Source organism: Mesorhizobium sp. 01N446 (genome assembly GCF_056399285.1).
In genome coordinates this window covers 88,926-110,279 of sequence record NZ_JBFTRA010000008.1, presented here as the reverse complement: position 1 = coordinate 110,279, position 21,354 = coordinate 88,926, and the positions used below count along the sequence as shown (strand labels likewise).

The 21,354-nt window shown below is 62.6% G+C and carries 24 protein-coding genes; 12 read left to right on the top strand and 12 right to left on the bottom strand.

Annotated features, from left to right (window positions below):
- Positions 1–59: 59 nt before the first annotated feature.
- The gene (locus tag AC1DPX_RS26275) at positions 60–458 is read left to right on the top strand and encodes a GFA family protein (protein ID WP_202354633.1); all 399 of its coding nucleotides are present in this window, start codon (positions 60–62) and stop codon (positions 456–458) included.
- A gap of 151 nt (positions 459–609) precedes the next feature.
- Positions 610–822, top strand: coding sequence for a hypothetical protein (locus AC1DPX_RS26270; RefSeq protein ID WP_477240247.1), 213 nt, complete (start codon positions 610–612; stop codon positions 820–822).
- Positions 823–828: 6 nt separating this feature from the next.
- Here the strand turns inward: AC1DPX_RS26270 and AC1DPX_RS26265 are convergent, their stop codons facing one another.
- Positions 829–1,734 carry a hypothetical protein gene (locus tag AC1DPX_RS26265; RefSeq protein ID WP_202354631.1) on the bottom strand — a complete coding sequence of 302 codons (906 nt, stop codon included), beginning with the start codon at positions 1,732–1,734 and terminating at the stop codon, positions 829–831.
- A gap of 166 nt (positions 1,735–1,900) precedes the next feature.
- On the opposite strand from AC1DPX_RS26265, the gene AC1DPX_RS26260 reads away from it, so the two are divergent.
- The 3 genes from AC1DPX_RS26260 (at position 1,901) to AC1DPX_RS26250 (ending at position 4,447) form a co-directional block, all read left to right on the top strand.
- Positions 1,901–2,773: an undecaprenyl-diphosphate phosphatase gene (locus AC1DPX_RS26260; RefSeq protein ID WP_202354630.1), complete on the top strand. Its 873-nt coding sequence runs from the start codon at positions 1,901–1,903 to the stop codon at positions 2,771–2,773.
- A gap of 134 nt (positions 2,774–2,907) precedes the next feature.
- Positions 2,908–3,534, top strand: a complete 627-nt coding sequence (locus tag AC1DPX_RS26255) for a transglutaminase-like cysteine peptidase (protein WP_477240245.1) — start codon at positions 2,908–2,910, stop codon at positions 3,532–3,534.
- A gap of 121 nt (positions 3,535–3,655) precedes the next feature.
- A complete protein-coding gene (locus tag AC1DPX_RS26250; RefSeq protein WP_202354628.1) occupies positions 3,656–4,447 on the top strand; it encodes a phosphodiester glycosidase family protein in 792 nt (263 codons plus the stop codon).
- On the opposite strand, the gene AC1DPX_RS26245 is transcribed toward AC1DPX_RS26250, so the two are convergent.
- Positions 4,444–5,073, bottom strand: coding sequence for a DedA family protein (locus tag AC1DPX_RS26245; protein WP_477240243.1), 630 nt, complete (start codon positions 5,071–5,073; stop codon positions 4,444–4,446). The two genes, AC1DPX_RS26250 and AC1DPX_RS26245, sit on opposite strands and share 4 nt — an antisense overlap.
- A 24-nt stretch (positions 5,074–5,097) precedes the next feature.
- Positions 5,098–6,081: a DUF1402 family protein gene (locus AC1DPX_RS26240; RefSeq protein WP_477240241.1), complete on the bottom strand. Its 984-nt coding sequence runs from the start codon at positions 6,079–6,081 to the stop codon at positions 5,098–5,100.
- A gap of 233 nt (positions 6,082–6,314) precedes the next feature.
- Here AC1DPX_RS26240 and AC1DPX_RS26235 point away from each other — a divergent pair, with 233 nt between their 5' ends.
- Positions 6,315–7,385, top strand: a complete 1,071-nt coding sequence (locus AC1DPX_RS26235; RefSeq protein WP_202354626.1) for a glycoside hydrolase family 25 protein — start codon at positions 6,315–6,317, stop codon at positions 7,383–7,385.
- A 31-nt stretch (positions 7,386–7,416) separates the two neighbouring features.
- Here the strand turns inward: AC1DPX_RS26235 and AC1DPX_RS26230 are convergent, their stop codons facing one another.
- The 3 genes from AC1DPX_RS26230 to AC1DPX_RS26220 form a co-directional block, all read right to left on the bottom strand.
- Positions 7,417–7,605 carry a hypothetical protein gene (locus AC1DPX_RS26230; RefSeq protein WP_477240239.1) on the bottom strand — a complete coding sequence of 63 codons (189 nt, stop codon included), beginning with the start codon at positions 7,603–7,605 and terminating at the stop codon, positions 7,417–7,419.
- Positions 7,606–8,004: 399 nt separating this feature from the next.
- Positions 8,005–8,388 (bottom strand): VOC family protein, encoded by a 384-nt coding sequence (locus AC1DPX_RS26225; RefSeq protein WP_477240237.1) that lies wholly within the window; start codon positions 8,386–8,388, stop codon positions 8,005–8,007.
- Positions 8,389–8,420: 32 nt separating this feature from the next.
- Positions 8,421–9,332, bottom strand: coding sequence for a LysR substrate-binding domain-containing protein (locus tag AC1DPX_RS26220; protein ID WP_477240235.1), 912 nt, complete (start codon positions 9,330–9,332; stop codon positions 8,421–8,423).
- A gap of 105 nt (positions 9,333–9,437) precedes the next feature.
- Here AC1DPX_RS26220 and AC1DPX_RS26215 point away from each other — a divergent pair, with 105 nt between their 5' ends.
- The 4 genes from AC1DPX_RS26215 (at position 9,438) to AC1DPX_RS26200 (ending at position 11,807) form a co-directional block, all read left to right on the top strand.
- The gene (locus AC1DPX_RS26215; RefSeq protein ID WP_202354622.1) at positions 9,438–9,599 is read left to right on the top strand and encodes a hypothetical protein; all 162 of its coding nucleotides are present in this window, start codon (positions 9,438–9,440) and stop codon (positions 9,597–9,599) included.
- A gap of 39 nt (positions 9,600–9,638) precedes the next feature.
- Positions 9,639–10,247 (top strand): class I SAM-dependent DNA methyltransferase, encoded by a 609-nt coding sequence (locus AC1DPX_RS26210; RefSeq protein WP_477240233.1) that lies wholly within the window; start codon positions 9,639–9,641, stop codon positions 10,245–10,247.
- Positions 10,248–10,390: 143 nt separating this feature from the next.
- On the top strand, positions 10,391–11,362 hold the full coding sequence (locus AC1DPX_RS26205; protein ID WP_477240231.1) for a DUF3592 domain-containing protein: 972 nt from the start codon (positions 10,391–10,393) through the stop codon (positions 11,360–11,362).
- A gap of 43 nt (positions 11,363–11,405) precedes the next feature.
- Positions 11,406–11,807 carry a hypothetical protein gene (locus AC1DPX_RS26200; protein WP_477240229.1) on the top strand — a complete coding sequence of 134 codons (402 nt, stop codon included), beginning with the start codon at positions 11,406–11,408 and terminating at the stop codon, positions 11,805–11,807.
- Positions 11,808–11,883: 76 nt separating this feature from the next.
- On the opposite strand, the gene AC1DPX_RS26195 is transcribed toward AC1DPX_RS26200, so the two are convergent.
- From AC1DPX_RS26195 to AC1DPX_RS26170, 6 genes are all read right to left on the bottom strand, one after another.
- The gene (locus AC1DPX_RS26195; RefSeq protein WP_477240227.1) at positions 11,884–15,666 is read right to left on the bottom strand and encodes a vitamin B12-dependent ribonucleotide reductase; all 3,783 of its coding nucleotides are present in this window, start codon (positions 15,664–15,666) and stop codon (positions 11,884–11,886) included.
- 672 nt (positions 15,667–16,338) lie between these two features.
- Positions 16,339–16,650, bottom strand: coding sequence for a PilZ domain-containing protein (locus tag AC1DPX_RS26190; protein ID WP_477240225.1), 312 nt, complete (start codon positions 16,648–16,650; stop codon positions 16,339–16,341).
- Between the two features lie 107 nt (positions 16,651–16,757).
- Positions 16,758–17,246: an NUDIX hydrolase gene (locus tag AC1DPX_RS26185; RefSeq protein WP_477240223.1), complete on the bottom strand. Its 489-nt coding sequence runs from the start codon at positions 17,244–17,246 to the stop codon at positions 16,758–16,760.
- Between the two features lie 210 nt (positions 17,247–17,456).
- Positions 17,457–17,957 (bottom strand): xanthine phosphoribosyltransferase, encoded by a 501-nt coding sequence (gene gpt / locus AC1DPX_RS26180; protein WP_202354612.1) that lies wholly within the window; start codon positions 17,955–17,957, stop codon positions 17,457–17,459.
- Positions 17,958–18,073: 116 nt separating this feature from the next.
- Positions 18,074–18,907 (bottom strand): universal stress protein, encoded by an 834-nt coding sequence (locus AC1DPX_RS26175; RefSeq protein ID WP_477240221.1) that lies wholly within the window; start codon positions 18,905–18,907, stop codon positions 18,074–18,076.
- A gap of 142 nt (positions 18,908–19,049) precedes the next feature.
- Positions 19,050–19,793: a competence/damage-inducible protein A gene (locus tag AC1DPX_RS26170; RefSeq protein ID WP_477240219.1), complete on the bottom strand. Its 744-nt coding sequence runs from the start codon at positions 19,791–19,793 to the stop codon at positions 19,050–19,052.
- A gap of 164 nt (positions 19,794–19,957) precedes the next feature.
- Here AC1DPX_RS26170 and AC1DPX_RS26165 point away from each other — a divergent pair, with 164 nt between their 5' ends.
- Both AC1DPX_RS26165 and AC1DPX_RS26160 read left to right on the top strand, forming a co-directional pair.
- A complete protein-coding gene (locus AC1DPX_RS26165) occupies positions 19,958–20,962 on the top strand; it encodes an alpha/beta fold hydrolase (protein ID WP_477240217.1) in 1,005 nt (334 codons plus the stop codon).
- Positions 20,963–21,014: 52 nt separating this feature from the next.
- Positions 21,015–21,299: a hypothetical protein gene (locus AC1DPX_RS26160; protein WP_477240215.1), complete on the top strand. Its 285-nt coding sequence runs from the start codon at positions 21,015–21,017 to the stop codon at positions 21,297–21,299.
- Positions 21,300–21,354: the final 55 nt, after the last annotated feature.

Genomic DNA, 21,354 nt, shown 5'->3' with positions numbered 1-21,354 from the left:
TTGACCCAATCGGTCTCGCCATTTACCTCGACCGCACACTCTCGTCATGGATAACGGTGATGGCTAAATATCAGGGCGGGTGCCTGTGCGGAGCGGTGCGCTACAGCGCCGACGCGGCGCCCATCAACGAACGGGTCTGCCATTGCCGGCTTTGCCAGAAGGCGATCGGCGCAGCTTTCAACGCGCGCGTGCTGTTTCGCATCGATGACGTGACGATCGAGGGGTCCCTGGCGACCGTGAACACTTCGCCCGATCTCAAGCGCGGGTTTTGCCCAAGCTGTGGCACGACGATGTTTTCGCGGCGCGACTCCGCCGGCATCATCGGCATCACCACCGGCTCGCTCGACGATCCCACTTTCTTCAGGCCGCAGATGCATATTTTCACCGCCTCGAAACAGCCCTGGGTGGTGCTCGATGACGGCCTGCCGCAACACGAAGGTGCTCCGCCCCCGGGCTAAGTTTCCCTTCTCCTCAAGAGGAGAAGGGAAAGGTGAAACCATGACCAAAAATTAATCCAAAACACCACGCCATAGCCGGCAAAACGTCATTGGTGGGCCATCATTGTCTTCCTATCTATGCTGCGCGGGCCGGCATTCGAGGAGACGACGGATGAACGACAGCATCAGCACCCTGGACGAGCTTTTGAGCGATCCGATGGTCCTGCTTGTCATGGAGCGCGACCGAGTGCGCCCGGAACAGGTGCGCATGCTGCTCGAACGGGCCCGCAGCAGGGCAACCGATGACACGCGCGCCGATCTGCCGGTCGTTCCGCCAGCCCATATCGTGGCCAAAAGGTGTTTCCAGCAATGGCTGCGCAGTTAGGCGCGGTCAGTTGGAGCTAGGCGCCAAATAGCTGTAATGGCTGCGGAAATAGGCGATTCTGAAGCCCAGCCGTGCGTAGTTGCGATAGGCCGGGCCGTCGCGCTCCTCGTGCGGCGCCTCGATGTCTGCGACGAACAGTTTCGCGCCGGCCGCAATCCCGTCTCGCACCAGCGCTTCTCCAAGCACCGCGTCGAGGTCGAAGCTCGGCGCCATGATGCCCGGCACCGGCGCTTCGATGCCGCTCCAGGCCGCACCGTCGGCGCCGATGAACAGCGAGCGCACCGCCGCCACCGCGCCATTCCGCCTGGCCATGTAGTGATGCCAGCCCTGTCGGCCGACCAGCGCCAGCAGCCAGGGCGAGGTGGGCAACCGGTAGCTTCTGTCGATGAAGCCGGCCCAGTCGCTTGCCGAGACCTTCGTCACGCGTTCGACCGAAACCCCGTCAACCGTGAAGAGCGGCTCGGACGGGAGCGGTTCGGCCTCGCGGTAAATTCGCTCCCATCCACCCTGGCGCTGCAGGCCGCGCGCCTCGAGCCAGCATCGCAGGCGTGATGGTTCGGTGTGCGGATTGACATAGAACCAGGGTCGCGAAATGCCGGCGGCGCGATAATGCGCCAGCAGCGCGTCGAGCCGGCTTTCCGAGGCCGGGCTGTCGACGCCGAAATTCTTCACGCAGTTGAAATGGACGAAGGGGATCGTCGTGCAGGTGGTCCAGGTGAGGTCGCCTTCTCCCGCTATCGAAAGGCCTTGCCTTGCGGCGAAATCGGCCGGCGCGGCGGCATAGAGGTCGAGCCAGGCGTTCACCTCCGCGCGCTCGATAATCCGGCTGAGGTCGCGCGAGACATCCTCGATCGCGATGCCAGGCGGGTGCGGTTCGGGCAGGGGCTGTAACTCTGACAGGGCGGTCGGCACGGCTCTCCTCCGTCATTTAACTTACAGTGTAAGATTAGCAGAGAATAATATGAACGGGCGGCTTGTCAAGCGGCGCCTTACAAATCCGTAAATAGGATTCCGGGGATCGCCAGACTATTGCTCGGCGGGGATCGACCCGCATGACTATTCGACAGAAAGGCTCGACATGGCTGACATCTGCACTCAAGGCGTAGACACCGGCTTTGTCGGCCTGGGATTTGCCAAGGTCGCTTTTCTCGGCCTTGTGCAAGGCATCACCGAATTGCTGCCGATTTCCTCGACCGCCCATATGCGCATCGTGCCGGCGGTGCTCGGCTGGCAGGACCCTGGCTCCGCCTTCTCCGCCGCCATGCAGCTTGCCGCCCTTGCCGCCGTGATCAGCTATTTCTGGGGTGATGTCAGGGATCTCCTGTTTGGCTCGCTCGACGCTCTCGTGCGCCGCGATTTTTCCGACCGGCATTTCCAACTGGTTTCATGGATCGTGCTGGCGACGATCCCGATCGTCATTGCCGGCGTCGCGTTATCGGGGGTTCTCAACGCCTGCAATTCGCCGCTGCGCAGCCTGAGCGTGATCGGCTGGTCCTGTATAGTCATGGCGATCCTGCTGGCGCTCGCCGAGATTTTCGCCCGCCACAAGCGGACGATCGGCGAAGCTTCGCTCGCCGACGCGCTGCTTGTCGGCGTCGCGCAGATCGGCGCGCTGATCCCCGGCGTCTCGCGCTCGGGCTCGACCCTGACGGCCGCGCTTGGGCTTGGCTTCAAGCGGGCCGAGGCGGCGCGTTTCTCGTTCCTGCTCGGGCTGCCGGCGATCGCGCTTGCCGGTCTCAAGGAACTGTGGGAACTGCACAAGGTTCACCTCGACGCCCATGGCTGGTCGGTTCTTGCCACTGGGCTGGTCGTCGCCTCGATTTCCGCCTTCTTTGCCATCTGGGGGCTGATGCGGGTGCTGGAACGCTTCTCCGCCTGGCCTTTCGTCATCTATCGCGGCCTGCTCGGCGTCGTCCTGTTGTTCGGCCTGGCGTTGGGGTGGCTGGCTTAGCCGGCCCAGTGTTGCGTGACGGCACCAGTTGAGCGCGTGAGTCGATCCCTCGGAGATGTGATCGCCAGGGTTGGTTGACTTCGGAATATAACAGCCCTTAACATTCTGTTAACAAAACAGATGGGTGGGGCCGGATGGCATCCTCGATGGGTTGGCGCCGCAAGGCGAAGGGGCTGGGGTTGGCGGTTGTCGTGACCGCTTTCTGTTCGGTGGCGGGTTCGGCCTATGCCGCGCCTGCTTCCATGATCGTCGGCGGCTCGACCTCCCAGCCGATCGGCCACTATGATTTTTGCAAGATCCATGTCGCCGAATGCTCGATCCGCTCGCCCAACGGTGTCCCGGAACACCTGAACAGCAAGCTGCTGCACGATATCTCTGCCGTGAATCTCTCGGTCAACACGCGCGTCAAGCCGATGAGCGACATGGACAATTACGGCAAGGACGAGTGGTGGGCCTATCCGGACAACGGCTTTGGCGATTGCGAGGATTACGCGCTGGAAAAGCGGCGTGAGCTCAACAGCCTGGGCATTGCCATAGCCAATCTCTTGATGACGGTGGTCCGCAAGCCTGATGGCGAGGGTCACGCCGTGCTGACGGTGCGCACCGACAAGGGCGACTTCATCCTCGACAATCTGACCGACAAGGTCCGCCTCTGGAACCAGACCAGCTATCGCTACCTGAAACGGCAGGCGAGCGACGACACCGGACACTGGGTCTCCATCCTGGGTGGCGACGAACAGCTGGTCAGCGCCGTCAAATAGTCTGATCGGCTCCGCCGCGTCCGGGGCGTGAACCACGTCCGATCCTTTCGTGCCGGTCTTCCATGGCGCCAGCAGGTGGTGATAACCACGACAGCTGATTGAAGCTGGCATCCGCAGGCGCATGGACTTTCTGACACTTCTCGACTCGGCGCCCCTGCTGCTCGGCCTGATCAAAGCCGCGCTGCCGCAGGCCGTCGCCGGTACAATAGCGTTCAGCCAATGGTTCGTGTCGCTGCCGCCGTGCCGCGACTTCGCCTTCGAGGCGACCAGCTATCTCGTCTGTGAGGTCGATCCGAAGCTGTACTCGATCGAGCTGTTCTGGAAGGATCCGGCCGGCAAGCCTTTCCAATCGCTGCACAATCTCGACGCTGCCCAGCGCGCGGCCGGCCGCACCATGCTGTTCGCCATCAATGCCGGCATGTACCATCCCGACCTCAGGCCGGTCGGCCTCTATGTCGAGCGTGGCCAGGAAATGGCCGGTGTTAAGACGGGATCGGGGAGCGGCAATTTTTCGCTGCAGCCGAATGGCATCTTCTACATCAGCGGCGGCAAGGCCTCCGTCCGGGCAACAAGCGACTTCGTCAGGAAGCGGCCGTCCACCGACTACGCCACGCAATCGGGACCGATGCTGGTGATCGACGGCCAGCTCCATCCGAAATTCCAGTCCGACGGCACCTCGCGCAAGACCCGCGACGGCGTCGGGGTGCGCAAGGACGGTGTCGCGGTCTTTGCCATTTCGAATGGCACGGTGAATTTCCATGCATTCGCCCGGCTGTTCCGCGATGCGCTCGGCTGCGACAATGCGTTGTTTCTCGACGGCACGATATCGAGCCTGTTCGCGCCCGCGATCGGCCGCAACGACGATTACTGGAATCTGGGGCCGATGATCGGGGTGTTCAGGAAGAGGGGTTAGGCCCGGGCGGTTCCTTTGCCCCGAAACTTGAAAATGATCACCGCAACGACGATCAAGGCGACTACGGCGATCGCCGCCAGCCCGAACAGGCTGGTCACATCGAGCTCGGGGACGCTGCCGGCGCCCTTGGCCACCAGCCATCCCGGCGACAGCACGACCGGCGCCCAGATGATCGCCGACAGGATGTTGGCGATCTGGAAGCGGCGCCGGTGCATGCCCATCATGCCCGCGACCAGCGGCACGGTGGCACGGACCGGGCCGAAGAAGCGGCCGACGAAAACCGCGGCAAAACCATAGCGGTGGAAGAACAGCCGTGCCCTGGCGACCTCGCGGCGGTAGCGGTTGAGCGGCCATTTGTGGACGACGCCCCGTCCCAGCCATCTGCCGAGGAAATAGGAGATGGTATCGCCGAGTGCCGCCCCGATCATCGCGGCCAGAAGAACGGGCAAAGGCTGGACGATGCCGGCTCCGACCAGGCCGCCGACGATGATGAGCACCGTGGTGCCGGGCAAGAGGATGCCGACAAGCACGAGTGACTCGCCGAAGGCCAGCAGCCCGACCACGAGACCGGCCCACGCCTGATGGTTCTCGATGAAACAAACGCTCTGGTCGATGAACGACTGCACGCAAGCTCCTGTTAAAAGCGTCTATCAGCTGCCGCTGTCGAGCAGGCTTCTGAGTTCGTCGAGCTTGTCGTTGACGAGCCAGCCGTAATAATTCTCGACCGGCAGCTTGCGGCCCTTGCCGCCGGCAACCGCCGCGCGCAGGTCGGCGGCCCGCTGCCGGGGCTGGCCGACATTGTAGAGCGTCGCGGTGATGCCTGGATTGCCGGAGATGTCGAAGCCCTGTTCCTTGTAGGCGTCGATGGCGTCGCGCACGATCGCGGCGATGTAGACGATGCTGCGGTCGGGATCCATGACATCGCGATAGATCGCCTGCGGATGATCGGGCGTGAGCTTGTCGTAGCCGCTGACCCTGTTGACCAGATCGGTGACCTCGAGCGCGGTCAGCGGGCTGATCTGGCCGAGGCCGAATGTCTGGCCGGCGAAGAAGGGCTGGAAGAAGGCTTGCTGGAAGGTCTGGGCGTCATAGGCGACGCCGTCGACGGTCTTGCCGCGGAAATGTTCGACCCAGACCCTGTCGCGGCAGCTCCACAGAGTGGCGCTGTCTTTCGCCTGCGCACAGGCGGCGAATTCCGGCCGCTGCACGAAGGTCTGCACCGGCACGCCCTTGTAGCGGAAGGCAAAGTCGAGGCCGGAATAGGACAGCGCCTTCACATAATAGGTCTGGACCGAGCCGACGGCCGTCACATTGTAGGTGTGTTCGCCGACCAGCGCGCCGACGATATGGATAGGGTCGATATCGTAAGCCGCCGCGACCTGCTTGATATGCGCCACCAGCTTCTTCTCGCGTTTCAGCAGCGCGACGATCTTCTCGTATTTTTCCGCATAGGTGGTCTTGAAGGCGCGGGTTCGCGTCGCCGATGCATCCGGTATCGGCGGTTGCGTCTCGGAGCGATTGCCGGGGGGGACGACGATCAGCGCGCTGGCATGCGCGGCCTCGGCCAGCAGCGCGCCGCCGCAGGAGAGGGCCGCGAGCAGGAGGGTCGGGAGAAGCCGCTGCAACGCAATCATCGGGTGCCTTTTTGGGATTCGTGGGAAATGCCGACGCCAAACGCCGCCTCCCGTCTCAACAGCCACATCATGGCACTGTCAAGGCTGGGCCGCCGCCGATGGCGATGTCTGAAACGGGTCACAGTCATGGTAAAAAATTGATTCAAACTTTATTGGTAATTTCTCGTTCATAACTGGCCCGGTTGTCCGTCGGCCGTTGCCTTCGGTCTGTTGTGTTCTGAGTACAGGTCCAGATGCGGTTACCAGGCGCCATCAGTTTCGTGATCGCATCGCTATGCCTCGCCGGCTGCTCGTCGACATCGGGCATGGACGCGCTCGACATGCAGAAGCCGTCGAATGAAACCACCAGCTCGGTGGTGCGGCCAAGCGCGCCGATCGCATCTGTCCCTGTGGCCAAAGCCAAGGCACATAAGCGAATCGAGGCAGCGCCCGTGGACGAACCTGCTCGGCCTTTTGGCCTGGCGGAAGAAGAAACGGTGATGCTCACGACACCTGAGTTGCCCGACAGTGTCGAGCCGCCGGTCGAAGCGGCTGCGTTGGTGTCGCCATCGAAGTTATTGAGCCGCAACGGGCCGCCCATGTTTGCTGGATCAATCATGCGCTACGGCTTTCGCGATGCCAAGCCGATCAATTTCGGCCGCTCGTCGCCCCGTCATCTTGCCGTGCATGGCGTCGACGTATCGCGCTGGCAAGGCGACGTGAACTGGGAAAAGCTGCGAGCCCAGGGCGCCAACTTCGCCTACATCAAGGCGACCGATGGCGGCGATCATCTCGATCCGATGTTCATGAAGAACTGGCGGAATGCCGATGCCGCCGGGCTGAAGCGCGGCGCCTATCATTTCTTCTACTGGTGCCGCACCGCCGGCGAGCAGGCCGACTGGTTCATCCGCAATGTGCCGAAGGTCGATGGTGCGCTGCCGCCGGTGATCGACGTCGAGTGGAACGGCGAGTCCAGCTGCAAGCGGCGCCCGTCACGCGAAAAGGTGCTGGAGAAGATGCAGGTGTTCATGGACAAGCTTGAACGCCATTACGGCCAGCGTCCGATCATCTACACCGCGCCGGATTTCTATCGCGACAACCTCCAGGGCGCCTTCCTCGACTACCCGTTCTGGCTGCGCGCGGTGGCGCGGCACCCGTCAAAGGTCTATCCCGGCCGCAAATGGCTGTTCTGGCAGTATTCCGGCTCAGGCCTGTCGCACGGCGTGACCGGCCGCATCGACCTCAATGTCTTTCATGGTGATGAACGGCAATGGCGCGCCTGGGCCGGCGGCGGCGGCCGTCAGATGATGGCCGACGCGGATTAGGTTCGCGTCGCCCTTCGCTCAGTCCCGCCGTCTATTGGAGCTGGTTGCCCCCGGCATTCCTGTCCTCGCTCAGCCGCAGCTGTCTCCTCAATGCCATGATCTCGGCGATCGCGGCATCGATCATGGTGAGGAGCGTAATCGTATCGTGCTGGGTGGGATCGGCCCTGACATAGGCGAGCTGGTTGACGATGTCGGTGTCGTCGTCGGTTTCGTCGCTCATGGCCGCTTCCCGGTTGTTATCTTCCAGACGTTGTCATTTCATCTGATCCGCCGTCAAATTGCACCTATATCACTTCATCGTGTGGATGGCCGCCCATCCAACCGGTCCGATCGTCTTACCTTGAGTGACGGCGACGCGATTCGTCGAAGGTGGCGAAAGCCAGAACTGCCGAAAATGACGCGAAGCTGAGCAGGACAGCGGTGATAACCATGAGGTCGTAAGTCGACACGTTCGTTCTCCTTGGGATGATAGCCAAGGAGACAGCACGGGCGATGCGTTCGCGTTGATCTGGATCAACCGATCTGCCGATGCCGGGCCGCGCGCAACGCGGGGTGGCTGGCCGAGGGCAGAAAGAAGCGAGATTCATATCACCCTTCATCCTCGGCTCTTATTGGCGCCCTAGGATGCAGCCGCGGGCTCGTTGACCATCGCCTCGATGTTGTAGCCGTCGGGGTCGAGCACGAAGCAGGCGTAGTAGTTCACCGCATAGTCGGGACGCGGGCCGGGTGCGCCATTGTCTTTGGCGCCGGCTGCCAGCGCCGACTGGTGGAACGCATCGACCTCTGCCTTGCTGCCGACGCGGAAGGCAACATGCAGATGGGTGAGCGGCGGCGCCTCGCCGGTTCGCTGGATTTCGAACAGGCAGCCATTGCCGACGTCGAAGGCCCAGAACACGCCTTCCTTGCCGAAGGACAGGCGATATCCCAAGGGCGCGAAAGCGCGTTCGTAGAAGAGCCTGCTCTTTTCCAGGTCGCCCACTTCGATGGTTATGTGATCGATCATCTGGTCCTCTGTCGCGAGTGAGCCTTGCAAGCCTATGTCTGGCGCGCTTCCTGCACCCGAATCTCCGCGGTCTGGGCCAGCACCCAATCTCGGAACACCTTGATCTTCGGTGTGTTGCGGCGGCTTTCCAGATGCACCAGCCAATAGCCGTCGCCGTCGGATCCAAGGACGTCGAACGGCTGTATCAACTGACCGTTCGCCAGCAGGGCGCTGTAGATATTGCGGGTGAGGATGGCCGCGCCCCGATCGGTCAAAGCCGCCATTGCATCATAGGCCTGCGAACCCAGCATCGGGCCCGCAATGACGCGATCGGGTTCGAAAGGCACACCGGCGGCTTCGAACCAGATTTTCCACCAGGGATCGTCGGCGCAGCACAGCGGCACCTTGTAGAGATCCTCGGGGCGGCGGATGCCGCCCACGCTTTCGGCCAGTTTTGGGCTGAGCATGGGCGTGTAGTCGGCCTTGAACAGATAGTGCGCAGTCAGACCGGGCCAATTTCCGGTGCCGGTCCGGATGCCGATGTCCATGTCCTCGCGGACGAAATCGACCAGCCGGGGCGATGTATTGACCTTCACCGCAAGATCGGGATGCATCAACTGGAATGTTCCGAGCCACACGGCCAGCCAGTTCGTCGCAAAGGTTTCCATGGTCGTCACCGACAGCACGCCGGTCGCTCCGCCCTTGGTGGCGACCCACGCATCCGCCAGCGCCGAGAACGCGCCGGAAGCATGCGGCGCCAACTGCTGGCCGGCCTCGGTCAAGGCAATCTGCCTTGTTTTTCTTATGAAAAGCGGCGTTCCGGCACGTTCTTCCAGCACCTTGATCTGATAGCTGGCCGCCGATTGGGTCATGCCGAGTTCTTCGGCCGCCTTGGTGAAACTGCCCAGTCTGGCTGCGGCTTCAAAGACCCGGATGGCCCCTAAGGGCGGTAGTTCCCAACTCATGACGCATCAATCCTCCTGATGCATGGTACGCGACGTTCGATTGGAATCCAAGGCCGCGAACAGGCATGCTCTGGTCATCAACACGAACCCGAAAGGACCACGGCAATGACCCTCTACAACACGCTTCGCCGACCGGTGCTCGACCTCTTTACCGCGCCGTTCAGACCCCGCAGGCGCGGCCTGCTCGACCAGCGTTCGCTGTCGGATCATTTCCTGCGCGATATCGGCGTGCTCGACGGACACGTGCCTCCCGGCACCATTCGCTGAAGAAGTTTTTTGACTCACATGGACGCAAGGGAGGGAAAGATGGATGAGTTGTCGCAAGCTCTGGAGAAGAGCCGCCAAACGATCAGCGCCTATGAGGATTATGCCGATCGCTACGATGCCATCGTGCGGCATGTTCCCAACGAGAGAGAGCAGGCATCGCTGAAGCGGTTTGTGGCGATGGCCGGCACGTCAGGCCGGATTCTCGAAGTCGGGTCGGGAGCCGGATACGATGCGGACTTTCTGGAAGACCTGGGCGTCAAGGTTCGCCGTACCGACGCGACAAAACGGTTTCTCGAACTGCAGGCCGCGCGCGGCAAACACGGTGAGCTTCTCGATCTCCTCACCGACGATCTCGGCGGCCCCTATGACGCCGTCCTGGCGCTCGCGGTTCTGATCCATGTGCCGCGCGACCAGATCGATCAGGTGCTCGGCAAGATAGCCCGGTCGCTGCGGCCCGGCGGCGCCTTCCTCGTATCGATGCGCAATGGCGATGGCGAGACATCAGGCGAGTATCACACGGTCTACTGGCGCAGGGACGACTTCGCGGCCCGTCTCGAAGCCGCCGGGCTGGTGCTTCTCAGGGACGATTTCAACATTGGCCGCAACAGCGAGGAATGGAACACCTTCCTGACTGTAAGGCCGGCATGAAGGGATCTTTTCTCTTCTCCTATAACGGAGAAGGAGAGAGAGCGCGTGACGTCCGGCCGCTTATCTCGCGACCTTGCGAATAAGCGAGACATTGCCGCCGCAGTGCTGTCTAGTACCGGTTCCTGCACTCCGGGGGGATCAGGGTGGAGCTGGAACTCAAATTTCTGCTTGTCGGATTTGCCTGCGCGGTCTACGGCATGCTGTCGCTCATCACCTTCTTGAAATGGCGCGAGGTTCGGGCGCTCAGCCGCTGGCTGCCGACGCCGGGAAAGATCATCTCGTCGCGCGTCGAGGCGCGTGAGGTTAGAAACTCGGGCGCTGGCTCGGACAGCAGCGATACCACCGAAATGCGCAATTTTCCGGCCATCACCTTTGAATACAAGGTGGGAGGCAAGAAATTTCAAAGTTCGCGCTACAGCGTGAAGGAGAATTTGGGGAATTTCGAAATCCCCGAAACCCTTGCGCAGTTTCCCCGGGGCGCGGAGGTCACCGTCTTCTACAATCCGGCCGACCCGAGCAAGGCCGTGATCGAGCGCACCATGCCGGACGGCGCCTTCAAGTTCATGTTCCAGCTCTCGGCCGGGTTGGTGATCGGCACGGCGGTTCTGGTGTTTTCCATCGGCGGCGTGCTCGAGGCGATCCGGCCGCATCTGCCCAAGCCGCAGAATCTCGGCGCCGCGGCATTGCTGCTGTTCATGGGCCTGTTCGCCCTGCGTATGGGTTTCGTCCAGAAATCGCTTGCCGAGCAGGCAGCCAAATGGCCGGTCACCGCCGGCCGTATTGAGTCCTCAGGTCTGCAAGCGCTGCGAAACTACAGCAGCTATCGACGCTGGCGCACGGTTTTCAAATCCCGCATCGTCTACAGCTATGGCGTCGCCGGCCAGCGCTACACCTCCGACCGCGTCACCTTCGGCGCCACGATCACCGCTTCGCTGCCTGGCCTCGTCAGCGATCAGGCACGAAGCTATGCCGAGGGCAGCCAGGTCGACGTGCACTACGACCCCGCCAATCCTGGCTCGGCGGTGCTCGAATGCCGGGTGCGCGGCCTCTGGCTGCTGTGGGTCTGTTCGGCAGGATTTCTCGGCGGCGCTGCCTTTCTGGTCGGGCTGGTGTGAGGACAGGTTTTTGGCTTCCAGAACGCTCTCCCGGAGACATCCCGTGATCCTTCGCAAACTGGCCTTCATTTTCTTGGGCCTGCTCGGGTCTATCGAGGTGGCAAGCGCCGACGAAAGTCTGCTGAGCCACGCCACCTACCGCGAGTCGCGTTCGGGCGCCGTTCTGCAATTCCGGCCGCTCGACCATGAGCCGGCGGCGCTGACGGCGCAGGTGTTTTCGCTGCGCGTGCCCAACACGGACAAAAACCTGCCGGCCGACATCACCTGGACCAACGGCAAGAATTCGTTTCCGCTCGGCACCATCCGCCACACCTGCACCGGGGCCGAGATGTCGCTCTCAAGGCCCGACCTGCGGCCGGGTCCAAGAGCGCTGCACCAACGAATCTGCCAACCCATCAGCGACATGCCACCCAGTCGCAGTCGGGGGCGGCTACGGCGCTATTGAATGGCGCGCCGCCCCCGACAGCTTCACTGCCTTGCCTGCGTTGGTGGAAAAGTATGCCAAGCAGACAGTCGGCATACTATGAGCAGCCCGATGTACTTCCGCACGTGTCGCACTTCTCACAGGTCCCGTTCCGCACCATGGTGAAATTCTGGCACTCGGAGCAGGAATTGCCGGTGTAGCCTTGCAGCAGTGACTTGGCGCGGCGGTCGGCGGCGAGTTTCTTGGCTTCGGCGGCTTCGTTCGCTGCGGCGTCGGTGAACAGCGCCGCCGTGGTGTCCGAGGCTACGGAAGCAGAGCCCGCCGCTTCCTCGAAGGCGATGTCTTCCGCCAGTTCCTTGGCCCGCTCCTCATAGTCGCGCTTGTAGGCGACCGCTTCGTCGCTGGCCGGCTTCAGCGCCAGAACGTTGGAGCCGGAGAAGGCGGTGGGCGCCGAGCGGGCAGGGGTGCCGGGGCCGGCAAAGCCCTTCGGCTCGTTGCCGATTGCCCTCGACACCAGCTTCACCGGCGAACCACGGGTCAGGCCCTTCGAAACAGCGTCGGTCTTGCCTTCGCTGATGCCGCGGCCGAGCGCGGTGTTGGAGAAGTCCGACTGGTCGACATGGGCGAGGTCGTTGCGGCCGAGATAGGAGATGGCGAGTTCGCGGAACACGTAGTCGAGGATCGACGTCGCGCTCTTGATGGCATCGTTGCCGATGACCATGCCGGCCGGCTCGAACTTGGTGAAGGTGAAGGCGTGCACATATTCGTCGAGCGGCACGCCGTACTGCAGGCCGAGCGAAATGGCGATGGCGAAGTTGTTGAGAAGGCCACGCAGCGTGGCGCCTTCCTTGTTCATGTCGATGAAGATCTCACCGAGGCGGCCATCATCATATTCGCCGGTGCGCAGGAAGATCGTGTTGCCACCGATCTTGGCCTTCTGGGTGTAACCCTTGCGGCGGCCGGGCAGCTTTTCCTGCTCGCGCGACACGCGTTCGATGATCCGTTCGACAATACGTTCAGTGATCTGCGCCGCACGCGCCGCGGCCGGGGCCTGGATCAACTGCTCGACCGCATCGTCCTCGTCCTCCTCGCCATCGGCGAGCAGCGAGGCGTTCAGCGGCTGCGAAAGTTTCGAGCCGTCGCGGTAGAGCGCGTTGGCCTTCAGCGCCAGCTTCCACGACAGCATGTAGGCGCCCTTGGCGTCTTCAACCGTCGCATCGTTGGGCATGTTGATGGTCTTGGAGATGGCGCCCGAGATGAAGGGCTGCGCCGCCGCCATCATCTGGATGTGGCTGTTGATCGAAAGCGAACGCTTGCCGATCTTGCCGCAGGGGCTGGCGCAGTCGAACACGGCGAGGTGTTCGGCCTTGAGGAAGGGCGCGCCTTCCAGCGTCATCGCTCCGCAGACATGGATGTTGGCGGCCTCGATGTCCTTCCTGGAGAAGCCCATCGCCGGCAGCATCTCGAACGAGAAGTCGTTGAGCTGCTCGTCAGTGAAGCCGAAGGTTTCCTTCACCCAGTCGGCGCCGAGCGTCCACTGGTTGAAGACGAACTTGATGTCGAAGGCCGACTTCAGCGCCGCATTGAGCGCGGCGATCTTGTCGTCGCTGAACCCCTTGGCCTTGAGCGAGCCGGGATTGATGCCGGGCGCCTGGTTGAGATTGCCGTGGCCGACGGCGTAAGCCTCGATCTCGGCGATCTGGCTCTCGGAATAGCCGAGCGTGCGCAGCGCCTCCGGCACGGCGCGATTGATGATCTTGAAGTAGCCGCCGCCGGCGAGCTTCTTGAACTTCACCAGCGCGAAATCGGGCTCGATGCCGGTGGTGTCGCAATCCATGACCAGGCCGATCGTGCCGGTCGGCGCGATCACGGTTGCCTGCGCATTGCGGTAGCCATGCTCCTCGCCAAGCTCGATGGCGCGGTCCCAGGCCGCCTTCGCATGCTCGGCAAGCGCCTGTTGCTTGAGGTCGGAGGCGACCAGCGGTACCGGATTGACGGCGAGCTTCTCATAGCCGTCCTTGTCGCCATAGGCGGCGCGGCGATGGTTGCGCATGACGCGCAGCATGTTCTGGGCGTTGCGGTCGTAGTCCGGGAAGGCGCCAAGCTCGGAGGCCATTTCCGCCGAGGTGGCATAGGCGACGCCGGTCATGATGGCGGTGAGTGCTGCGCAGATGGCGCGGCCTTCTTCGGAATCATAGGGAATGCCCGAGGTCATCAGCAGGCCGCCAATGTTGGCGTAGCCGAGACCGAGCGTGCGGTATTCGTAGGAGAGCTTGGCGATCTCCTTCGACGGGAACTGCGCCATCATGACCGAGATTTCGAGAACGATGGTCCACAGCCGCACGGTGTGCTCGTAGGCAGCGATGTCAATCGTGCCGTCGGCGTTGCGGTAGGGCAGTAGGTTGATCGAGGCGAGGTTGCAGGCCGTGTCGTCGAGGAACATATATTCCGAGCACGGGTTGGACGCCCGGATCGCACCGGCCGAAGCGCAGGTGTGCCAGTCGTTCATCGTCGTGTTGAAATGCAGGCCCGGATCTGCCGACGCCCAGGCGGCATAGCCGATCTTTTCCCAGAGATCCCTGGCCTTCAGCGTCTTCAAGACCTTGCCGTCCTTGCGGGCGGTCAGGTGCCAGTCGGCGTCGTCCTCGACGGCGCGCAGGAAATTGTCCTTCAGCGACACCGAATTGTTGGAGTTCTGGCCCGAAACGGTCAGGTAGGCGTCCGAATCCCAGTCGGTGTCGTAGGTCTTGAACGACATCGAGGTGTAGCCCTGCTTGGCGAACTGGATGACGCGGTAGATGTAGTTCTCCGGCACCGCCGACTTCTTGGCCGCCTTGATCTCGCGCTTCAGCGCCGTGTTAATGGCCGGATCGAAGCAGTCCTCGCCATTGCCTTCGCAATTGACGCAGGCCTTCATGATGGCTTCGAGATGCTTCTTGACGATCTTGGAGCCGGTCACCAGCGAGGCGACCTTCTGCTCTTCGTTGACCTTCCAGTCGATGAATTCCTCGATATCGGGGTGATCGGCGTCGACGATGACCATTTTGGCGGCGCGGCGCGTCGTGCCGCCCGACTTGATGGCGCCCGCGGCGCGGTCGCCGATCTTGAGGAAGCTCATCAGGCCGGACGAACGGCCGCCGCCGGACAGTTTTTCGCCTTCGCCGCGCAGCAGCGAGAAATTCGAGCCGGTGCCCGAGCCATATTTGAACAGGCGCGCCTCACGCACCCACAGATCCATGATGCCGCCCTCGTTGACGAGGTCGTCCTGCACGCCCTGGATGAAGCAGGCATGCGGCTGCGGATGCTCGTAGGAGGACTTCGACTTGGTCAGCTTGCCGGTGAAGGGGTCGACATAGAAGTGGCCCTGGCTCGGGCCATCAATGCCGTAGGCCCAGTGCAACCCTGTGTTGAACCATTGCGGCGAATTCGGCGCGACGCGCTGGGTGGCCAGCATATAGGCGAGCTCGTCGCGGAAGGTGCGCGCGTCTTCTTCCGACTTGAAGTAGCCGCCCTTGTAGCCCCAATAGGTCCAGGTGCCGGCGAGCCGGTCGAAGACCTGGCGGGCATCGATCTCGGAACCGTAGCGCTCGGCTTCCGGCAGCTTGGCCAGTTCGGCTTCGTCGGCGACGGAGCGCCACAGGAAGGAGGGAACGTCGTTCTCCTCGACCTTCTTCAGGCGCGCGGGCACACCGGCCTTGCGGAAATATTTCTGCGCCAGGATGTCGGCGGCGACCTGGGAGAACTGCGCCGGCACATCGATGTTGTCGAGACGGAACACCACCGAGCCATCCGGATTCTTGATCTCGGAAAGCGCCTTGCGGAATTCGATCTCCGCATAAGCCGATTGCCCTTGCTTGGTGAAGCGACGCTCGATGCGCATTGGTCCGGTCCTTTTGTCTATATATAGCGCTTTTCCCCAGGGATTTCTCCCCCTGATGCGAAACGCGCATGTCCGCCGTCTGCCGGCGTTCGAAAACGACCGGCTCTCCATTCCGCGATGCCCGCCAGCACTTGCTGCCTGGGCTTCCTGTGAAGCCTCTGTCGCAACGCACCGGGGAGACCCCGCGGGTCCCTCAAATCTGATTTTTTCGATTCCCTCACTCGAGGGAAATTCACACTATCTAGCGTCGAACCTACCTGCAAACACTAAATATAGTATTAACAGACAATTTATTCCAGTCCGACAATTCTCCCTTTCGTCGCCCCACCACCCCACAATCCCAACGCTTCCGCCGGCCTCGTAAACAGGCGGAAATGCGGGGAAAAACGCACATAATCCGGGAAAAAGACCGGGCTCAGAACTTTCCGGTCGCGCTCTCAACAGGAGCACATGGCCTATAAAAGGCGACTCGTTTTGCGCCGTCAAGGATTCGTTTGCGTAGCTTTTGTGACCCCAACATCTTGTGTGTCACACATGTGGATAACGGGGATAGAAATGCGCCGCTGCGATTGCCGTTTCGAGCGGCGGATCTGCGGTCTTGGACCGTCAGGAGGCGTCCGTCGGGAGCAAATCCGGTCGGCCTCGAAAATCGGCCGGGCCGATTGCCGGATATCAGCCGTAGTGCAGTTTCGGCTTCGGCTCGGTGCCGGTGAACTGCACGCCGACCCGGTCGTTGCGGCGCCAGCGGACCTCGCAGCGATAGGCGACGCCGTCGAGCGGCACATAAAGCAGGAACCGGTCGGGCACCCGAGCCTCGAGCGGTATTTTCAATTCGGCGCCGCCCGCATGCTGGTTGCGCAGCGTCACGGCGATTTCCGAGTTCTGAATCCCGGTGATGACGGTTCCGCCCTTGAGCACGCGTGGACGGTGCTCGCGCTGCGGCTCGCCGGTTTGTTGCTGAAGTGGGTCTACAGGATTCGCCATCGATCAAAAGCCAGATTGGCCGATTCTTAGCGAATAAGGATTAGCAAACCATTCATGCTCGGCACATCACAGGGTTGTGAATATGTCCCGGGGGAGGTGGAGGTCGCTCAGGAGAACCTGTGCGGGTCGGCGCAGAAATAGGCGATGATCTGGCAAAGGTCGGCTTCATTGACCATGCGCACCGCTTCGCTGGCATTGACCCATTTGCGGGTGCGGGAGTGCTTTTCCTTCCAGCGGTCGGCGATCTTGTCGACATGCAGCGGAAACACCAGCACCTCGCAAGGCACTTCTTCGCCGGAAGCCAGAACCTTGGCATAGAAATAGCGGCCGGCTTCGAGATGCGAGATGGTTCCGCGCAATCCGGCCTCCTCGCCGGCCTCGCGCGCCGCCGCCTCGCAGAGCGGCTCCTTGGCTTCCGGCCAGCCCTTCGGCAACACCCAGCGGCCCGTGTCGCGGCTGGTGATCAGCATGATCTCGACGCCATTCCCGGTATCGCGCCAGGGCAGGGCGGCAACCTGCAGGCGGCACGGCGCGGTGCCGAAGAGTCGCCGGACCCTTTCGGCCAGATGGTTGTGCGTCGTTGGCCTTGTCAACATCGGAGAAGCTAGCCCCAGCCTCCAGAATCGTTTGCCGCCTTACGAATCTTACGGCTAATTGTGACCAATAAAAGTAAAAACTTTGATCAGGCTGGCCGATTCCCGCCAATGGAGGTCGATTTCACAGGATATCCTGCCCCGGGGACCCGTCCACGGAAGCAAATATTGCCGCCGCTGGCGGCTTGATTGGAAAAAGCGGCGTGTTGCGAATCAGCCGGCGTGATCGTCGGCGATCGGCTTCTGGTAGGTGAAGCCCATGTCCCAGGGGAAATAGATCCAGGTGTCCTGGCTGACCTCGGTGACGAAAGTATCGACCAGCGGCCGGCCCTTCGGCTTGGCGTAGACGGTGGCGAAATGCGCCTTGGGCATCATTGCGCGCACGATGCCGGCGGTCTTGCCGGTGTCGGTCAGGTCGTCGATGATCAGCACGCCCACACCGTCGTCGGCAAGCAGCGCCGGCGTGACTTCCTTCAGCACCTGCAACTGACCCTGGCTGGTGTAGTCGTGATAGGAGGCGACGCAGACCGTCTCGATGATGCGTATGCCAAGCTCGCGCGCGATGATCGCCGCCGGGACCAGACCGCCGCGGGTGATGCAGACGATCGCCTTCCATTGTCCCTTGTTGGCGCCGGAAAGCCGCCAGGAAAGCGCACGGGCGTCACGATGGAACTGGTCCCAGGAGACCGGGAAGGCTTTTTCGGGAAGGGACATTTTTCGCGCACTCCGCAGCACGCGAATGCCGCGTGCACAAAAACAGGGGAATGCGCGCGGAATTAACTGGAAAACCTTGGCCTTGGCAAGGGCGGCCGGCAGCGATGGCTGTGGACTTATCGCGACAGGAAGGCCGCCACCTGTGCCGTGCGCAGCACCGTGCGCGTCACGCCGCCGAACAGCAGCTGGCGCAGCCAGGAGTGGCTGTAGGCGCCAAGCACCAGGAGATCGGCGCCGGTCTCGGCGACCCGGTTCTGGATCATGTCGTCGACCGAGGTGCCGCCCGATTTCTGCACCGAGACGCTGACGTTGGCGCCGTGGCGTGACAGTGCCGACGCGATCTCGGCGCCGGCGGCCTCCGGGCTTTCGTCGAACGTATCGGGCGGATCGATGACCAATATGTCGGTCTTCTCGGCCTCGATGATGAAGGGCAGGGCGTCGAAGGCGGCGCGCGCGGCCTCCTTGCTGCCGTTCCAGGCAAGCAGCACATGCTTGAACGTGGTGATCAGTGGCCCCGCGCTCGGCACCACCAGAACCGGCCGGCCGGCGTCATAGACCAGCGTGTCGACATCGGCGCTCGGGTCGCCGCCGGTTTCGCGCTGGGCGGCGATAACCAGGTCGGCGGCGCGCACGCTTGAAATGCCGGTCAGCGCGCTGTCGCCGGAGAAGCTCTCCAGGCTGCGCCATTCGAAAGAGAGGCCGGAATCCTCGATGCGCCGCAGGAACACGGCCTGCAGCTTGTCAGCCCGCTCCCGGCTCATGTCGGCCGAGACCTGCAGGAACTCGGTATCGGGAAAGCCGGTCGCCGACGTGTAGGGCACCGGAAGCGCCTCGGCATGGATGCCGATCAGGTGACTCTGGAAGCGATTGGCGAGCGGGATGGCGCAGTCGAGCACGCGCTCGGCGTCCTGCTCGTTCTGCAGAATGGCAACGATGGTTTTGAAGCGCATGGTGATCCCTCAAGCTGGCGAGCCTTCAGTCTCGCGTCCAAGAAAACGTCGCGGCGCCGGGCTTGGTTCCGGGTAGAGCAATTCCAGGACAAGTGTGAAGCGGTTTTCCGTCCGGAATTGCGTCAACTGCTCTAGGAGCCGATCAGCTCGCCTTGGCGGCGAAACCCGCCACCATTGCCTCGACATCGGCGCGCGCGGTGTCCAGCGCCTCCTGGCTGCGGGCGCGAACGACCAGTTCGGTCCAGAACTTGCCGTCGCCATATTTTGGGTAGGAGCCGATGATCGTGTCCGGATGCGCTTTCTGAATCTCGCCCAGCGGCCCGCCGACAAGGCCTTCGCCAAATGGACAGTGCACCGTCGCCGACAGCATCTTCGTGCCCGTCTTCAGCGTCGGCACGACATTGTCCAGCATGGCCTGGAAGATCGAAGGCACGCCGGCCATGACGTGGACATTGCCGATGCGAAAGCCGGGCGCGACCGACACCGGGTTGTCGATATGGTCGGCGCCGCGCGGCATCCGCGCCATGCGCTTGCGCGCCTCGGTGTATTCGATACCGCGCGCCGCATAGCTTGCCTCCAGCAGCGCATAGGCCTTGGCGTCGTATTCGCAGGGCACGCCGAACGCCTTGGCAATCGAATCGGCTGTTATATCGTCATGGGTGGGGCCGATGCCGCCGGTGGTGAACACATAGGTGTAGCGCACACGCACGGCATTCACCGCAGCTATGATCTCGTCTTCCTCGTCGGGAACGATGCGCACTTCCTTAAGGTCGATGCCGACGGCCGTCATGATGTCGGCGAGGTGGCCGATGTTCTTGTCCTTGGTGCGGCCGGAGAGAATCTCATCGCCGATGACGAGCATGGCGGCGGTAACGATTTCGGTCATGGAGGGCTCCGGCAGGACGGGTCGCCTGAGATAGCGCGGCGCGTGCCTGTCGGCAATGCCACCTCGGCGGTGAACAACCCATGCCTGGACGCGCCCATTTCGATGCGCGGTTGCAGCGCAACCGGATGTGGGTAAGCTCGAACCGGTTCTGATCCGGGTGAACAATGCTGATATCGATCCTGTCATGGCTGCTGGCCCTGCTGTTGCTGCTGGCGGTCCTGGGGATCGCCTGCATGGTGCTGGCGACGCTGTGGATCGCGGCGAAGGCGCAAAGACTGGTGCCGCCGGTCGGAAAATTCGTCGAGATCGACGGCAACCGCATCCACTATGTCGATGTGGGCGAGGGGCGACCGATCGTGTTCCTGCAYGGGCTTGGCGCGCAACTCCACCACTTCCGGCACACGCTGTTCGGACATTTCGGCCAGGGCTATCGGCTGATAGCGCTCGATCGCCCGGGATCAGGCTATTCGACGCGCGCCAACGGGGCCACCGGCCGCTTGCCTGAACAGGCGGCCCTGGTGCGCCGCTTCATCGAAAAGCTGGGGCTGGAAAGGCCGCTGGTGGTGGGGCACTCGCTGGGTGGCGCCATCACGCTGACCCTGGCCGTGGAGCATCCCGAGGCGATTTCGGGCATCGCCTTGCTGGCGCCGCTGACGCATCTGGAAAACCGGGCGCGCCAGCGGTTTGACCTGCTCTACATCCCCTCGCGCCTGAAGCGCTGGATCGTGGCCTATACGGTGGCGATACCGCTCAGCCTGCACTATGCGCGGCCGACAATGGAATTCATCTTCGCGCCGCAGGCTTTTCCGACGGACTATATGGTCGGGGGCGGCGGCTGGCTGGGGTTGCGGCCGGCGCATTTCCAGGCGACATCCGCCGATGTCGTGGCCGTCGAACAGGACCTCGGCCGCGTCGAACTGCGCTACAACGAGATTGTCATTCCAGCCGGCATCCTTTTCGGCACCGCCGACCGCGTCATCGACATCCGCATCCATGGCGAGCCGATGCTAGGCAAGATCGCGGGGCTCGATTTCGAATCCTTCGACGGCGTCGGCCATATGCCGCAGTTCGTCGAGCCCAAGCGGGTGATCGGCTTCATAGAGCGGATCGCCGCCCGCGCGTTTTCATCACCGCAGCCTCACGACAATTTCAATGAACCAACCGGCTGACTGCCGGTTACCCCGTGTCGCACCCAAGGCGACCAAGACACGGAGTAATGCAATGTACAGGAAATTTCTCGCAGCATCGGTTCTGACGATCGGCCTCGCCACATCGGCGATGGCGCAATCGTCCGACGGCGCATATTCCAACCATAACAGCTGGTGGCCGTTCGGCAACGAACAGTCCTCGGGCGTCGACCACAACACGACCGGAAGCATCAACGGCGACCGCTCTGGGCTGGACAGCCTTGGCAATTCAGGCACGTCCGGCCCGTGTGCCTACAGCACCGCGGGTCCTGATGCGAATGCCCAGGGCAACGTGAATGACCAATACTGCGGCAAATAGCTCAGCCGCGGGCAGCCGCCGACCATAGGGGCGTCATCTCTCCTGACGTCCGCGG

What these genes read in the sequence shown, in the direction of transcription:
- AC1DPX_RS26275 (WP_202354633.1), top strand. Translation starts at nt 60, where the DNA reads ATGGCTAAATATCAGGGCGGGTGCCTGTGCGGAGCGGTGCGCTACAGC.
- AC1DPX_RS26270 (WP_477240247.1), top strand. Translation starts at nt 610, where the DNA reads ATGAACGACAGCATCAGCACCCTGGACGAGCTTTTGAGCGATCCGATG.
- AC1DPX_RS26260 (WP_202354630.1), top strand. Translation starts at nt 1,901, where the DNA reads ATGGCTGACATCTGCACTCAAGGCGTAGACACCGGCTTTGTCGGCCTG.
- AC1DPX_RS26255 (WP_477240245.1), top strand. Translation starts at nt 2,908, where the DNA reads ATGGCATCCTCGATGGGTTGGCGCCGCAAGGCGAAGGGGCTGGGGTTG.
- AC1DPX_RS26250 (WP_202354628.1), top strand. Translation starts at nt 3,656, where the DNA reads ATGGACTTTCTGACACTTCTCGACTCGGCGCCCCTGCTGCTCGGCCTG.
- AC1DPX_RS26240 (WP_477240241.1), bottom strand. Translation starts at nt 6,081, where the DNA reads ATGATTGCGTTGCAGCGGCTTCTCCCGACCCTCCTGCTCGCGGCCCTC.
- AC1DPX_RS26235 (WP_202354626.1), top strand. Translation starts at nt 6,315, where the DNA reads ATGCGGTTACCAGGCGCCATCAGTTTCGTGATCGCATCGCTATGCCTC.
- AC1DPX_RS26230 (WP_477240239.1), bottom strand. Translation starts at nt 7,605, where the DNA reads ATGAGCGACGAAACCGACGACGACACCGACATCGTCAACCAGCTCGCC.
- AC1DPX_RS26225 (WP_477240237.1), bottom strand. Translation starts at nt 8,388, where the DNA reads ATGATCGATCACATAACCATCGAAGTGGGCGACCTGGAAAAGAGCAGG.
- AC1DPX_RS26220 (WP_477240235.1), bottom strand. Translation starts at nt 9,332, where the DNA reads ATGAGTTGGGAACTACCGCCCTTAGGGGCCATCCGGGTCTTTGAAGCC.
- AC1DPX_RS26215 (WP_202354622.1), top strand. Translation starts at nt 9,438, where the DNA reads ATGACCCTCTACAACACGCTTCGCCGACCGGTGCTCGACCTCTTTACC.
- AC1DPX_RS26210 (WP_477240233.1), top strand. Translation starts at nt 9,639, where the DNA reads ATGGATGAGTTGTCGCAAGCTCTGGAGAAGAGCCGCCAAACGATCAGC.
- AC1DPX_RS26195 (WP_477240227.1), bottom strand. Translation starts at nt 15,666, where the DNA reads ATGCGCATCGAGCGTCGCTTCACCAAGCAAGGGCAATCGGCTTATGCG.
- AC1DPX_RS26190 (WP_477240225.1), bottom strand. Translation starts at nt 16,650, where the DNA reads ATGGCGAATCCTGTAGACCCACTTCAGCAACAAACCGGCGAGCCGCAG.
- AC1DPX_RS26185 (WP_477240223.1), bottom strand. Translation starts at nt 17,246, where the DNA reads ATGTTGACAAGGCCAACGACGCACAACCATCTGGCCGAAAGGGTCCGG.
- gpt (WP_202354612.1), bottom strand. Translation starts at nt 17,957, where the DNA reads ATGTCCCTTCCCGAAAAAGCCTTCCCGGTCTCCTGGGACCAGTTCCAT.
- AC1DPX_RS26175 (WP_477240221.1), bottom strand. Translation starts at nt 18,907, where the DNA reads ATGCGCTTCAAAACCATCGTTGCCATTCTGCAGAACGAGCAGGACGCC.
- AC1DPX_RS26170 (WP_477240219.1), bottom strand. Translation starts at nt 19,793, where the DNA reads ATGACCGAAATCGTTACCGCCGCCATGCTCGTCATCGGCGATGAGATT.
- AC1DPX_RS26160 (WP_477240215.1), top strand. Translation starts at nt 21,015, where the DNA reads ATGTACAGGAAATTTCTCGCAGCATCGGTTCTGACGATCGGCCTCGCC.